General features: G+C 53.7%; 11 protein-coding genes. 3 read left to right on the forward strand and 8 right to left on the reverse strand.

Features of this window, described 5'->3' with window-relative positions; all coding sequences use genetic code 11:
* Positions 1-97 precede the first annotated feature (97 nt).
* The 8 genes from CFK45_RS13235 to CFK45_RS13270 all read right to left on the reverse strand — a co-directional run bounded on the left by CFK45_RS13235 (position 98) and on the right by CFK45_RS13270 (position 7943).
* Positions 98-412 (reverse strand): YebG family protein, encoded by a 315-nt coding sequence (locus CFK45_RS13235; RefSeq protein ID WP_096086928.1) that lies wholly within the window; start codon positions 410-412, stop codon positions 98-100.
* Positions 413-537: 125 nt separating this feature from the next.
* Positions 538-1659, reverse strand: a complete 1122-nt coding sequence (locus CFK45_RS13240; RefSeq protein WP_096086929.1) for a hypothetical protein — start codon at positions 1657-1659, stop codon at positions 538-540.
* Between the two features lie 21 nt (positions 1660-1680).
* Entirely contained in the window at positions 1681-2838 is a 1158-nt protein-coding gene (locus CFK45_RS13245) for a DUF3570 domain-containing protein (RefSeq protein WP_239923682.1), read from the reverse strand.
* Positions 2825-3049, reverse strand: coding sequence for a DUF4266 domain-containing protein (locus CFK45_RS13250; protein ID WP_096086930.1), 225 nt, complete (start codon positions 3047-3049; stop codon positions 2825-2827). The genes CFK45_RS13245 and CFK45_RS13250 overlap by 14 nt, the downstream gene beginning before the upstream one ends.
* Complete coding sequence (locus CFK45_RS13255; RefSeq protein ID WP_096087075.1) at positions 3037-3522, reverse strand: TlpA disulfide reductase family protein; 486 nt, start codon at positions 3520-3522, stop codon at positions 3037-3039. The genes CFK45_RS13250 and CFK45_RS13255 overlap by 13 nt, the downstream gene beginning before the upstream one ends.
* A gap of 11 nt (positions 3523-3533) precedes the next feature.
* Positions 3534-4187 (reverse strand): outer membrane beta-barrel domain-containing protein, encoded by a 654-nt coding sequence (locus tag CFK45_RS13260; protein ID WP_096086931.1) that lies wholly within the window; start codon positions 4185-4187, stop codon positions 3534-3536.
* Positions 4157-4939 carry an SH3 domain-containing protein gene (locus tag CFK45_RS13265; RefSeq protein WP_158224704.1) on the reverse strand — a complete coding sequence of 261 codons (783 nt, stop codon included), beginning with the start codon at positions 4937-4939 and terminating at the stop codon, positions 4157-4159. The genes CFK45_RS13260 and CFK45_RS13265 overlap by 31 nt, the downstream gene beginning before the upstream one ends.
* 115 nt (positions 4940-5054) lie before the next feature.
* Entirely contained in the window at positions 5055-7943 is a 2889-nt protein-coding gene (locus CFK45_RS13270; protein WP_096086933.1) for an HzsA-related protein, read from the reverse strand.
* A 635-nt stretch (positions 7944-8578) separates the two neighbouring features.
* On the opposite strand from CFK45_RS13270, the gene CFK45_RS13275 reads away from it, so the two are divergent.
* From CFK45_RS13275 to CFK45_RS13285, 3 genes are read left to right on the forward strand one after another with little or no spacing between them, the layout of a single operon-like run.
* Complete coding sequence (locus tag CFK45_RS13275) at positions 8579-9763, forward strand: hypothetical protein (protein ID WP_096087076.1); 1185 nt, start codon at positions 8579-8581, stop codon at positions 9761-9763.
* Positions 9764-9772: 9 nt separating this feature from the next.
* Positions 9773-12241: a LamG domain-containing protein gene (locus tag CFK45_RS13280; RefSeq protein ID WP_096086934.1), complete on the forward strand. Its 2469-nt coding sequence runs from the start codon at positions 9773-9775 to the stop codon at positions 12239-12241.
* A gap of 11 nt (positions 12242-12252) precedes the next feature.
* Positions 12253-13899, forward strand: coding sequence for a general secretion pathway protein GspF (locus tag CFK45_RS13285; protein ID WP_096086935.1), 1647 nt, complete (start codon positions 12253-12255; stop codon positions 13897-13899).
* The last annotated feature ends 89 nt before the right edge of the window (positions 13900-13988 follow it).

Consider the following 13988-nt stretch of genomic DNA (forward strand, 5'->3'; position numbering starts at 1 on the left):
TAGGGCTAAAAACCGATTCGAGCTTAAGCAAAAAAAGGGAAAAAGCGGGCTCGAACCGGCGCAAAGCTTGATCGACACTTAATGGACAGCAGCCGCTTTAAGCCGTGCCAGCAATTGGAGTGATATTTTGCTTGTCTGCGGGCTTGTCGCCGTCACTGCTTTCGCTATCTGCAGGGATTTCGAGCAATATCTCTGGTTTACCTTTACAGGCTTTCGCTAATTCCTCGCGGTGGCGAGATAAGAGCAAACCAATCGCCTCGCTGTGTTTTTCGTCGAGCCCCTCAATATTAGCTTCGATATAAGCACTGATATTCTCAGCTAGCTCGAGCATTTTATCGTGCTCTTCTGCGTCTTTTTTGTTCGCAAACATAGCGCCGTCCCGGTCACACTTCCAAACTGCAACAACTGCCATAATGGCCTCCAGTAATACTGTTTAAATATACAGTATCAGTTGTGGGGGTGGAGTCAATAGCCTGCGAGAAAAAAATGAAGCCTGCGGCACTGAGCCCCGCGTGACTCGGCCCCGCAGGCTTCATTTTAGCTTTCGAGCAACAGCACTAAATGTAGCAGGCGCTCTCGGTTGTAGGGGCTCTGAGCATTGCAGTGCAGGAACTGGTAGTTTTTAGTGTTCGAACCGACTTCCGAGCTAAAACTAGTATTAATGCTGCAGGCGATATTGCTTTGATTCTGCGGGTCGCCGTTGACCGGGTGGTTGGTTATATCCCCGGTAGCCAGGCCGGCGCTGTTATTGACGTTCAGGTTATCGTCAAAATTTAGTGTGTAATACAGCTGGGTTGAGGCTTCGGGATTTTCGATATCACTGACCTGATACAGGCTGCACTGGCCGTCTGTGCACTCAGCACGGATATAAAAAACATCGTCCGGTGCCGCAAAGTCGCGAGCAAAACCGACGTAATTACCATTGCTGTCGGCAATAGCATTGATGCTTCTGGCCGGCAGGCTAAATACTCGGCGATAGTTATTTTCGCCGGCATCGAGCTCAATCACGGCGGAATTATCCGCTAAAAAATGGTTGCCGTTATTGTGCTCGGCAATGCCGTCTTCACAGTCGGCACTGCTAGTGCTGACATCGTTTTGGCGAGTAAAGTCATCGTCGAGAGCAAGGCCGTCGGACAAGCGCGCCGACTTGTCGCTAATGCCGTAAGTAAAGCTGCCAAGCCAGGCAATGCTGTCGCTGGTGGCGTTGTCTTCGGGGCGTTCAAGAAACAAACCGTTGCCGCGTACATCGTTGCTTGGGCATTTGTCTTTGGGCACGATAGCGATGAGCTCGTCGGCTCCGCTTTCAACGGGGTAGAGTACAAAAGCTTCGTTGCCAAACTCCAGGGCAACAAAGTTAGAACCGACGTTGTCGCCCGAGCCTGTCTTAGAGCTTACGCTGAACTGAGCATAACCGCTATCCAGGCGAGTCATGGTGCCTTTGAGCGTGAAGTCTGTTTGAGAGCTGCTCGGCGAGGGGCGTCTTCGCAGTTCATAATTATTGCCGCTGCCGGTGAACGTCAGCTCCCACCACTTGCCTTCGCTCGGGCCGCTGTAAATGCTTTGGTCTTTATCGTCTGGATCCTTGGCTTCAAAACCCAGCTTGCACGCTGCCAAGCTGGAGCAGATCAGGGTCACTGCCAGTACGCTACTGATTTTCATCGTTATTCCTTGAATATGGGCTCAATACGCGACGGAGATAAATGCGCGTACTACATGGGCACCAAAACTGTAAAAAGGTTCGTTACCGGAACCGTATTCACTGGTGTTTTCCGGCGTATTCTCGCGGAAGTTATGGTAATCGAAATTGATGTAATCCCAATAGAAGTTCAAGGTGGTTTTATCGGCCCACGATAAATATTTCTGATCCCAGTCATAACTAAAACCGAGGCCCAAAGTGCTATCGCTAAATTCGCTGAGCTCTTTGTCCCGTGCCAGGTACTCTTGAGCATCGGCATAGGGGAAAAGGTCACTGTAAAAATCAGCTTGGCCCTGTTCGTAAGCGCGGTATTTCGCTTCAAAGATCCAGTCTCGCCACGGGTGAATGTAGCGAAGTTCCCAGTTGCTTGCCTCTATGCCCCAGCTGTCACTAAATATGCGATATTCAGCTTTTAATGCCGCTCTATAGGGCAGGTAGTACATGGCGCGCAGCGCAAAGGCATCGCTGTTGCGCGAGGCCGGGTATTTTTCTTTTTCGCGGCCCAGATTTTCACCATCGAGGTAGCGCACCCAGCGATAGGGGTTGTTTAAAAAGCCGTCGTCGACAACCGTTTCAGCGTTAAAAGACACGATCAGTTTGCGGGTTATGATTTGACTAAGGCCGAGGCCGTAACGCTGGTGGCGAGCTTTGCCCCGATCTATCGTGTCAACAATGCTGCCGTCTTCGTATATGTTTTCGCGAACATCGTCGTTACCCTGGCTGTAACTCAAGCTTAGGGTCGACATATCACCAAAAAACGCCTGGCTTAAGCCAAAGGCAAAACTGTTGGCTTCGTAGTCTCGCTCTGAGCTATTGGTGCCGCTTAAGCTCATAATTGTGCGCCCGTGCAGGTAGTCTGCGCCGACGCTGGTTTCTGTGCGGTGCTCTTCGTAGTAGCTCGAGCCCTGCGCTAATAAATCGATCGAAGCGCCACTGATGTTGTCGGTGTAGTAGTTGCCCCAGACACTGACTTTGTCTTTAAAACCTTTGCGAACCAAAACCGATGGGCCGTCGATGGTAATGCCGCCGCCCTGGTAGCGGTGGTAGAGCACTTCGCTCTGATCTTCGGGCAACACGGTCGCACTTGCGCTAACGCTGAGAAACAGTGCAGCGAGCAAGCATAATAATCTAGTTACAACCACAGCCGCCTCCCGCGCCGCCTTCGGCTCCGCGAGCAGACTCGCGCGCCTCGTATACGTGATTAATGTAGCGTGTTGAAGCCGGGTGGCGTTCAAAGGCCATAATTGGGTCGGCGAGTTCGCCGCGTTCATGGCTTTGCACCCACGGTTGTATGGAGCAGGCACTTGAACTCGCGGCGGCAATTATTAGAACAAAGCGTTTTAGGCAGAGCATGTGCGCATCAGCTTTTTGATGGTTTTGATATAGGCTTTTTCATCGCCGGCTTTATAACCTCGATGTACGGTGTCGATGTTGCCGTCGCAGTCGATAAAGATAGACAGGGGGATGCCCTGGTATTTTTTAAACATATCGCGCACTTTACTGTCCGGGTCGTAGACGATGGGGAAATTCACCGGTCGCTCGGCGAGAAAGCCGGCTGCGTCTTGTTCGGTGACATCATTGTTGACACCGAGTAACTCGAAGCCTGCGGCGTTGTAGCGCGCGTAAATTTTATCGAGCAATGGCATTTCCTGGCGGCAGGGGCCACACCAACTGGCCCAGAAGTTGAGCATGACCACTTGGCCGCGCAAATCGCTGATACGAATATTTTTGTTCTGGTTGCTCTTAAGTGTGAAGTCCTGGATCTTCTCTGCTTGAACTGTGCAGGCCAGAAGCAGTAAGGCGGCAAAGCTTATTAGGTTTTTCATAGCCATCTCCTTTAGAAAAATAGTGACAGGCCAATATTGGCTTCTAAGTTTTGTACGGTTTTATCTACGCCAAAAATACTGTGGGTGAAAATACGATTGTTAAAGCCCATGCGCAGTGCCAGCCAGTCTGTTGTAAAAAACCTAACTCCGGCACCGTAGTTGGCGGTGAAATACTCGTCGCCGCCAAACTGAGTGGAGCCGACTCCAGCGAGCACATACATCGCTGCGTTAAATGCGTGTTTCTCTCCGAGGAAGATTTCTCCCGGCAATAAGTTGAGCCCGAGCGACATATCAAAGTAGCTTAAGTCGCGCTCTTCTTCAGTTAACAAATCCTGCGCGGCGAGATACTCGTAGCTGGTCAAGCCGGCCTGCGAAGCGCCGTAAGTGCCCTCTAAAAACCAGTCCTCGCTAATGTGGTAGGCCATGTGCAAGGCGACGCTGTTGTGGGTGCCAAAATCTTCGATGCTCATGACACCGGCACTGAGGCCAAACTCAAAATTCTCCGAGTCTATTTTGCCCTCGTCGATTTGGCGGCGCTCTAGATCGGGGTTGATGACCCCCTCTAGAATTTCTTCGTCATCGCCGGCATCTCGCTCTTCGGCAAAGCCAGGCAGCGCTATTACTAGCGCGGCACTTAGAAAAATACGCTGAACCCAGCTTTCCATTCATGTACCTCATCATTTTCTGGCCGACTGGTCAGCACTGTGTGGTGGTTGTATTCGGTTCTCAGCATAAAGTTGCGCGACGCGTAGATAAAAAGGCCGCCGCCAACAGTCATTGCTGTGTCTTCCCTGTCTTCAGTTTCAACAAGGCCGGAGTTGGGGAAGGTCTGCATCAGGCCCGAGCCGAGGGTGAAAAAAGGGCTAAAACGCCAATCTGGAAATGGTTGGTGAATGGCGTTCAGGCTGTAAAGTTTAATATTCGAAAAATTGCCAAAGGCTTGAGTGTATTTTAGCTCGGCGCTGAGATTGGCCGTCATGTGGTATTGCAGGCCGAGCGTGGTGGCGCGAGCGCCGCTGAAATCGCCGAGCGCAAGCCCCAGTTCCCAGCGGCGAAGTTCGTGTTCACTTTTGTCCGCGCGGCGAAAATCTGCGCTTTTACCGGCTTCAACACCGCTGTCTTGCGCAAACTCGGCGCCAGTGAGTTCTTCGCTGTGCACCCAGCCGCTCAGGCCTTCTTCAGTATGCACGCGATACCAGTCGGTTTTACTTTTGTCGACATGCAGCTTTTCCCCGCGTTCAACGACGTGAGTAACGGGGTAGCCGCGTCCCGGCCCTGTGCGTATTTCGGCAAATGGTGCTTTGATAATAATATCGATGCCCTCAGCGCCAGCAAAAAGCTGCCAGTTAAGGGGGTTCCACTCTATCGCATAGCTGTTGAGGCTATATGCACAATTAAATACTAAAGTCAGGGCCACTAGGGCGACCCTGAGCTGTCTAATTAAGTCCAAATGTCTGTCCTAATTTGGGCTGTTATTTCCGGCGCAGTTAATGGTTGAGCAAGTGTTGTTGCCACAGGCTCTTAACGAACGGTTATTCGGGCGCCTCGAATGGATTGTTGTAATACTGGGCGCCAATGTCTAGCCACTCAGCAATTAATTTTAGCTCGGCCTGGTTTAACCACCCGTCGTGGATAGCACCGCTTTCAAATCTGGAGAAAAAGCGCTCGCTGTCACGAGCAGGGCCGGGCATAGGTGCAGGGCCGGCGGCAACATCTACAAGCATGGTGTCTTGAATAGGGTTGCCGCTGGCATCGGTCAATAAAATAAATTCACCGGTGACAGGATCGGTCAGGCGCTCGCCGGTAACCGGGTCGGTGGCGATAACATAAACGGGGTTGCCGTTGCCATCGACGGCCGGCACTTCTTGCTGTTGATTGACCAGGGCGCCGTCTTCATTTAACACTTGCGGCACATCCCCGCGCAGCAGCTCAACGTAGGAAGTCACGTAGTCGTTGTTGTCCTGGCTCTGTTCATTGGTCAGTTCAAGCTGGGCAACGGGAACACGTGTCGCGCCGTTAATGTCGGTGCGGCTGTGGCAACTGGTGCAAGTTCTATCGATTAGCAGCAGGCTTGGATCCATATCATCAAAGACACGGCGGTCGGCTTGCCACAGCGGCGCAATATTTTCGAGGTAGTTAATAACGCTGCGACACAGGGCGTTCCACTCCAGCTGACATGCGGGGCTTGCAGGAGCTGCGCCGATATTTAGGTCGGCATAGGCAATATCGATGCTGTTACTTCTGGCGGTTACGCTTTGGTCTGTCCATTCGTCGTCATAATGTAGGTTGACGCTCGGGCGGCGCGGGCCCCTGAGGCGGGCGTAGTATTCGGCCATGGTTTCGCCAAACTCCGGTGCGGGTTCGGCGGTATCAAATTCGTCGAGTAGCTGAGTATTGTTGAACGGCACTGCGCCGAGCGCACCTACATAACTGAAGTCGGCCTCGGCTTCGAGGCGGCCGTGGGGCTCAGTGCTGCCGCTTTCATGGCAGCCGCCGCATTCGCGCACTTCGCCGGCTCTTACACTTAGCCAGTTGGCGTGCGTGCTGCCGATGTTGCCGTCGATGGCGCGGCCGTTTTCATCGACAACCTGAAAACTAAAAGCGATATCCGCCGGCACTGCAAATTTAACCGAGCCGTCGGGCTCGATTGGCACATAGCCAATAATATCTTTCATCTGGCCGCGAGCGCGCAGACCAAAAGCGCTGTTGTCAAAATCGTAGACATCTTCATTTGGCAGGCTAACGGCTTTTAACAGGCGCAAGAAGCGAGCGGGCCGCTGTTCGGCTGGCGTAAGCAGTGGGTCGGCAACAGCGCTGATCGACGAGCCACTGTTGTCGCTGCCGTGCAGCTCGTAAACACTGTGAATATGTACCGCACCGAGATTGTCGTCGCGCAGCTCAACTTGCATATCATCGAGAGGCTCCGGTACGTAGAAATCGGGCAGCTGGTATTCCTGCATGACTACGGCGTCGGTAAACATTGAGCCGCTCTCTGCGAGAACCACCGGCCTAACAGTGCCTTCCTCGGGCTCAACCGTCCACAGAGCGTAGTTTGGGCTGGCAATGCTGAGTTCATCGAGCGCAACAACATTGGCGCCACAGGGAAAGGCTTGAACATCGCTGGCGTCTGCGGCAACGGGTTGCTCCGTGCTGGCAAGCTTGTCGCCGTCTTTGTTAACAAAATCACCGTAACCGTTAACAAGTAGGCCGTCGTGGTTGAGGTAGACGCCTATTTTGATACCTTCGACAACACAGCCAGCCCAGCTTGCAAGCAGGCGACCGGTGCCGTCGTAGAGTGGAAATACGCTGCTGAAATAACCGCGCGGTGAGACGCCGTCGTTGGTATAGACTTCGCCGACAGAGGCGCTTAGCTGGGCATCCCCGCCATCACTGCCGTTGGCAAAAGGCAGGCCGACACCAACATAGTTGAGATAGTCGATATAGGCGATGTCCCCTCCCTGACTGTCAACTTCGCGCGCTTGCAAGCCGACTAATAGGCGCCCGTCTTGAGTTTGTATGGGTTTGATACGAATGGCTTCACTGGCATCGGTGCCGGTGTTTTGACTGTGGTAACCAAAGAGGTGAGAGGTGCTGCTGCCGTCGGCTTGAGTTGTATAAAGGCTGACCCTATCTTCGCCGCCGATGAAATTGTCCCAGCGAACAAACGCGATGCGCCCATCATCTAATACGACCGGGTCGAGGTCGTGGCTCTGGTTGTAAGTTAACTGCTCAATATTGCCGCCGTCTTCGTCCATGATGTGCAGAACAAAGGTGGGCATGTCTCTATCGTCTTCAGTGCCCGGGTCAAATTGGGGTTTGTTTTCATCGAGCAAGATGGCTTTGCTGCGCGGTTGGCGGGTGCTGGAAAACACAATGCGGTCATCGGGCAGATAGCGTGGTGCGATATCGTCGCCGAGCTCTGCTTGTAGGTCGCTGCTAATAATGCGCCTGAGCTCGCCGCTCTCGCGATTGTATTGCCAGATATTCCAGCTCGGCTGCTCATCGTCATCGAGGTTGGGGTCTTCGGGCGCGCGCAGGGCAAAAAGCAGTTTCAAGCCGTCGTAGCTGACACTCAGATCTTTAACATCGTAAAGCGCGGGCAGGCCGCTTTCTTCGTCGGCAGGAAAGAGCTTGTCGGTTACTATTTCTTCAGCTGCGCTGGCCTGGGCTCTGTCTTTGATTATTAGTTGCGCACCGGGCTTAAACGCGGCGGGGTCGAGCGGGCTTTTGGCAACAACTAAGCCGTCTTCATCGATGGGGATGGGCCTTTTGACATAGGCAATAGGGTAGTCGACAACCACCGGGTCGGCGGCCTGAGAGCCGCGCGACGAGCCATTTACGCCGCCACTTGCATCGCAGCCACTGAGCAGAGCGGCGCTGAGGCCACCTAATCCCAGCAGGAATATCAGCTTAATCTTCATGTTTCTATTTCGTTTCACCATTGGGTGTCATCTACATCGTTGTTGAGCACCCGGTATTGTCCGCTAAGCCAGCACTAAAGTCGGCAGGCTTGGAGGGCCACTTATCGCGCCAAGCTTCCCTTGGTCTGACGCGGCCTTAAATGAATGAGCATATTGCCATTTAATTTTGCATACGAGCTTTCTGGCACTGCTGTGTAAGTTCACGATTTCAACTTCTGTGCCAGCTTGTGAACAAGCTTATAGTCAAAATTACAATGATATGTTTTGCTGGCTGCTGTATTTGCTTTGGCGTCTGTTTTGCTGTTCGTTTCAATCTTAAGTACCAGCTGAGAGAGCTTTGAAGCTAGAACTTAACAACTAAAACATGAAGCAGTCCGCAAACTTTATAAACAGAGGCCGGCCTCGCTATCGAGCTAATGGTAGCGGAATAAAACGTGCCTGTTTAAGGCAATAGTTAGCGTTTTAGCGTTTATGCAAGGAAGTTCACGCTAATTGATCAAAGTGATTCGAATTTAGATGACAAATTTTGACCAAAGCTAGCAAATTTTAGCCTGTGCAATATCGCTCGAGTTATTTACCAGGGCGGCTTAAGTCGCGGGCTTGTTGATAGATAAAAAGGTAGAACAATGAATATCATGGCTCACTCCGCCGTGCTCGCTGTGGCTCTAAGCCTCGCTCACGCGGCTCACGCAGGCTCTCTCGAGCAGGCAAAACGCATACACGATCGCCTCGCTGGAACTCCTCCGAGTGAACAGGTTCTGCTGCAAATGAAAGCTGAAATTGATGCCGGCGACATGCGTGCAGCGGCGGACATTGCGATGGAGAACGACGGTTTTTACAACGCCACACTGAAGAATTGGGCGGCGCCGTGGACTAACCGCGATTTTGATGTATTTACCCCGCTCAACGACTATATCGCGACAGTTATCGGCATAGTTCGCGACGAAAGAGATTTTCGCGAACTGCTCTATGGCAATCACCTTTATATCAGTAACGCTTCGGGCTTGAGCGCTTACAACAACGCCAACAACAATCACTACGCCGAACTCGAAGCGGCGGGCCACAGCCTTAAAGATACGCTGGTTTATCGCGAGCAACACAGTGTTACCGGCTTGCCGGCCGATGCAACCGCCGGTGTTATTACCACGCGCGCAGCGGCCAAGGCTTTTTTTATTGCCGGCACCAACCGCAGCCAGTTTCGCTACACCCTGGTCAACCACCTGTGTATGGACCTTGAGCAAGTTCACGATGTTGAGCGAGTACCCGATCGCATCCGCCAGGATGTCAGCCGCAGCCCTGGCGGCGACAGCCGGGTATTTTTAAACACTTGCATGGGTTGCCACGCGGGTATGGACCCGCTGACGCAGAGCATGGCGTATTACGACTTTAACTACGACGCCGACGGCGACCCGACTGGCGAGCAGGGGCAGATTGAATACAACGTCGACGTCGACGAAGAGACCGGCTCGCGTGTCCAGCCTAAGTACTTTAACAACGACGCGACCTTCCCCTATGGTTTTCGCACACCGGACGACAGCTGGAGCAATTACTGGCGCGTCGGCCAGAACGCGGTGCTCGGCTGGGATGAAGCGCTGCCCGGTGAAGGTCAGGGGCTGCGCTCTTTGATGCAAGAGCTCGCCCACACTGACGCGTTTGCCAGCTGCGCAGTTCGCAAGGTGTTTAAGCATGTGTGTCTGCGCGATGCTCACAGCCAGGCCGACCTGGATCAACTCGCCGCGCTGCAAACTAGCTTTGCCGGCGCTGCTTACAATATTAAAAACGTCTTTGCCGAATCGGCAATGTACTGTGCGGGCAATTAGGAGGTGGCCATGAAAGATTTAACACTGGTGGCGCGCGCTCTGATTTGCGCAGCGATTGTTCTGGCGCTCGGCGCCTGTTCTCAGGGCAGTGGTGATCAGGTGCAGCAAAATGCACCTCCGTCGGCAGACGAGAGTGATCGCGGCATTGTCTACAACGGCCCGGCGCCGAGTACTGACGATGTACAAAATTTCAAAATCAATGTTTGGGACAACCTCGCCGGCGAAGACAAATGCGGTGCCTGCCATGTTCAGGGTGGCCAGCCGCCGAGCTTTGTTCGCGCCGACGATATCAACAGCGCCTACTCCGAGGCGAATTCTCTGGTTGATCTCGGTGCACCGGCGCTGTCGCGGCTGGTGACCAAAGTTTCCGAGGGCCACAATTGCTGGCGCCCGGAAATCAGTGTCTGTGCCGATACGATTACTAACTATATCGAAAACTGGGCTTCGGCTTCCGGTGCCGTTGCCAACACCGTGGTGCTGACCGCGCCGCCGGTGATTGAAGTTGGTGTATCGAAGAGCTTCCCCGCCGATACCGCGCTGTTTGAAAGCACGGTTTATCCACTTGTGAAGCAGTACTGCGAGGGCTGCCACAGTGAAGAAGCCGCGACGCGTCAGCAGCCTTTCCTGGGCAGTGAAGAAATCGATGTCGCTTACTTGGCTGCGCGCAGTCGCATCAACTTAGATGAGCCGCAAAACAGCCGTTTGGTTAGTCGCCTGGGCCAGGAGTTTCACAACTGCTGGACGGACTGCCCGTCAAATGCCGCCGAAATGCAAAGTGCGATTCAGGCCTTTGCCGACGGTATTCCCCTGACGGAAATTAACCCTGAGCTGGTAGTCAGTAACGCGCTCGGCTTACCGGACGGCATTGTCGCCAGTTCGGGTGGTCGCATCGAGAGCGCGGTGATTGCGCAGTACGATTTCAAAACCGGTTCCGGCGCCGTAGCCTACGACACCTCCGGGGTAGAACCTGCTCTGGACTTGCAGTTAAGTGGTGACTACGAGTGGGTGGGCTCGTGGGGTGTTCGCATCAACGACGGCAAGGCCCAGGGAGCAACCAGCGCTTCTGAGAAATTACATCAGTTAGTTCGCAGTACCGGTGAATTTGCTATTGAGGCTTGGGTGATTCCCGATAACGTCGCTCAGGATGGCCCTGCTCGCATCGTGACTTACAGTGGTGGGCCAGATGCGCGCAACTTTACCCTCGGCCAGACAACTTACGACTACGATTTTCTTGTGCGTCACAGCGAAGCTGAAGGTGTGGCCGGGGATCTGCTGAGCACGCCGTCTGCCGATGAGGTACTGCAGGCTACTTTGCAGCACGTTGTGGTGAATTTTGACCCAATTGACGGGCGCACCATTTATGTCAACGGTGAGCTTGCTGCCGAAGATACTAGCCCGCTTGGCAACTTTAATGATTGGGACCCTACCTACGCGCTGGCTGTGGGCAATGAGGTCGACAACGACTACCTGTGGATGGGCACCATACGCATGCTGTCGATTCACAATCGCACCTTAAGTGCTGAAGATGTGTTTACTAACTTTGATGTTGGTGTCGGCGAAAAATTCTTTTTGTTATTTGGTCTCAGCCACCTGATCGGCGTGCCCGAAGCGTACATTGTGTTTGAAGTTCAGCAGTACGATAACTATGGCTACCTGTTTGCCGATCCGTTTTTTATCAGTCTCGATGAAACCGCGGTACCGGACAATCTCAATATTCGGGGGCTGCGCATCGGCTTAAACGGTAAAGAAGTGGCCACAGGCCAGGTCTACGCCAATCTCGATATCAGCATTAACGCCGATAATTACGATGCTGCTCTCGGTACGCCGCTGTCCGATCTCGGCGCTATTATTCCTCTCGATCGCGGCTCGCAAGACGATCAATTCTTTTTGAGCTTTGACAGTATTGGCGGTGAAGCCTACGCGCGCCCGGCAGAACTTGCGCCTGTTGCCGTTGCCCCTGTGCCCGGCGATGCGACCAGCGATGTCGGCGTGCGAACCTTCGATGAAATTAACTTAAGTTACAGTCAAATGACGGGGGTGCCGGTAGATCACCCTGTCGTCGCGCCGGTTCTGGCGAATGTGCGCCAAGCCATGCCTGTACTTGCCGATCCGCAGGCGTTTTTGGCGTCTCACCAGAGCGGCGTTATGCAGCTTGGTGTTGCCTACTGTTCGGCGCTGGTTGGCGACAGCAGTTTGCGCGCGGCGATGTGGCCTTCATTTAATTTTGCGGCAGCGTTTTCAACAGCGTTTGACAGCGCTGGGCGCGAGCACTTTATCAACCGCCTGATGACGGCACTGTTGACCAATGATATCGATGACGGCGGTTCAAACGTGAGTTTGACGACACAGCCGGTGCCCGCTGATGTTTACAGCGAGCTCGATAGTTTAATTACAAATATGCAAAACACCGACACTTCAACCGCGGCGGTCGCAAGCTGTTCGGCTGCGCTTGCCTCCGCAATTATGCTGGTTCAATAAGGGGAATTATCATGGCTAAGAAAAATTTATTTATTCCTCTCGATCAACCCATACCTCAGCCAGATCACGCTCGCCCTAAAACCCGGCGCGAGTTTTTGGCCCAGGGTTTTAGCACTGGTGTTGGCACTGTGGCGACAACATCTGTGCTCGGCTCGCTATTGGCTTCACCTGCGGCGATGGCCGATTTAAGTACGGACATGCTTGCGCGTTTGACCGAATGTGGCCTCGATGGTGGTTCGTCGCGCAAGATTCCGTTTATTCATATTGACCTTGCCGGCGGCGCCAATATGGCCGGCTCCAACGTACTGGTTGGCGGTCAGGGCGGGCAGATGGATTTCCTCAGCGCCGGTGGTTATAGCAAGCAGGGCCTGCCGGGAGACATGGTGCCCGGTGCACTGGAAGCGGGTGGTGCAGCGAGCAGTGAAACCGGCTCGTCCAACGGTGACCACACTGATACGTCGCTCGGCCTGGCTTTTCACAGCGACTCGGCGTTTTTGCGCGGCATTCACGATCGCACATCGGAGCTAACTCGCGCCAATATTAACGGTGCAGTGATACCGGCGCGCTCGGAAAACGACACTGGCAACAACCCGCACAACCCGCTCTATGGCATAGCCCGCATCGGTGGCGCCACGGGTTCACTGCTGGGTCTTATCGGCTCGCGCAACAGTGAAAGTGGCGGCAACTCAATGGCGCCTGCGCAATATATTCAGCCGGATTTGCGGCCGAGCAAGATAGATAGGCCATCTGATGTGACCGGGCTGGTCAGTGTCGGTGACTTTGGCTCATTGAGCCCCCAGGAGGTGGTCTACGTGATGGAAAGTGTTGCGCGCATGTCAAAAAACAAGACAGACAGCGTCAACACCTTGCTTGCCAACGACAGCGAAGTTCGCGAGAAGCTCGCCTGCACCTATGTTGAGAACGCCAGCCTCGCCGACCAGTTTCCAAATATCGATGTGCTCAATGTCTTTAGTGATCCGGACATTGTTGGCCCGAGTGGTATTTTCAGCAGTGACGAAATGAATGACCGCGAGTTTTCCAAAACCGCGTCGGTGATGAAGTTGGTGCTCGACAGCCCGGCTAATGGTTACCCCTACGCCGGGGCCGGCACCATTGCCATGGGCGGTTATGACTACCACGGCGGCGGCCGCTCGACAGGTGAGGTACGCGATTTTCGCGCTGGGCGCTGTATGGGCGCGTGCCTAGAATACGCAGCGCGCAAGGGCCGGCCGCTAATGCTCTACGTCAGTTCCGACGGCTCGCTGTCGTCAAATGGTGCGACCGAAGATGGCCTCGGCCGCGGCAAAGGCATGTGGACCTCGGACAACCAGCAAACCGCAGCATCGTTTTTTCTGGTTTATAACCCTGGTGGCCGGCCCCAGCTTATCGGTGCTTCGGAAGCGGAGCAGGCACGCCATCAGCAGATTGGTTATATGCGCGGCAGTGGCGATGTTGAAACAGGCTCTAGCCCCGCGGCCAATAACGTCGATCAGTTGGTGCAGATGGTGTTATTGAACTATATGGCGCTACACGGTGAGCAGGGGCAGTTTGCCCAGCGCTTTAACGATGAAGGCCTGGTGCAGGGGCTTGGCTCTTCGCAAATCGACAACTATACGGCTTTTGAGCCCATCGTTAACGGGCAGATTAGCAACAGCTAGTTTTACTGTGTGAGCGATAAATCAATTTGCGGGGCCGGTTGCAGTTGTCAGTATCCGGCCCCGTTTATTTTTCAGTATAAGAGTTTTAT

The sequence above is a fragment of the Agaribacterium haliotis genome (assembly GCF_002312815.1).
GTDB classification, from domain to species: Bacteria; Pseudomonadota; Gammaproteobacteria; order Pseudomonadales; family Cellvibrionaceae; genus Agaribacterium; species Agaribacterium haliotis.

Bases quoted from the DNA above. Each gene is read 5' to 3' on its own strand.
- CFK45_RS13235 (WP_096086928.1), bottom strand. From the start codon at position 412: ATGGCAGTTGTTGCAGTTTGGAAGTGTGACCGGGACGGCGCTATGTTT.
- CFK45_RS13240 (WP_096086929.1), bottom strand. From the start codon at position 1,659: ATGAAAATCAGTAGCGTACTGGCAGTGACCCTGATCTGCTCCAGCTTG.
- CFK45_RS13250 (WP_096086930.1), bottom strand. From the start codon at position 3,049: ATGCTCTGCCTAAAACGCTTTGTTCTAATAATTGCCGCCGCGAGTTCA.
- CFK45_RS13255 (WP_096087075.1), bottom strand. From the start codon at position 3,522: ATGAAAAACCTAATAAGCTTTGCCGCCTTACTGCTTCTGGCCTGCACA.
- CFK45_RS13260 (WP_096086931.1), bottom strand. From the start codon at position 4,187: ATGGAAAGCTGGGTTCAGCGTATTTTTCTAAGTGCCGCGCTAGTAATA.
- CFK45_RS13270 (WP_096086933.1), bottom strand. From the start codon at position 7,943: ATGAAGATTAAGCTGATATTCCTGCTGGGATTAGGTGGCCTCAGCGCC.
- CFK45_RS13275 (WP_096087076.1), top strand. From the start codon at position 8,579: ATGGCTCACTCCGCCGTGCTCGCTGTGGCTCTAAGCCTCGCTCACGCG.
- CFK45_RS13280 (WP_096086934.1), top strand. From the start codon at position 9,773: ATGAAAGATTTAACACTGGTGGCGCGCGCTCTGATTTGCGCAGCGATT.
- CFK45_RS13285 (WP_096086935.1), top strand. From the start codon at position 12,253: ATGGCTAAGAAAAATTTATTTATTCCTCTCGATCAACCCATACCTCAG.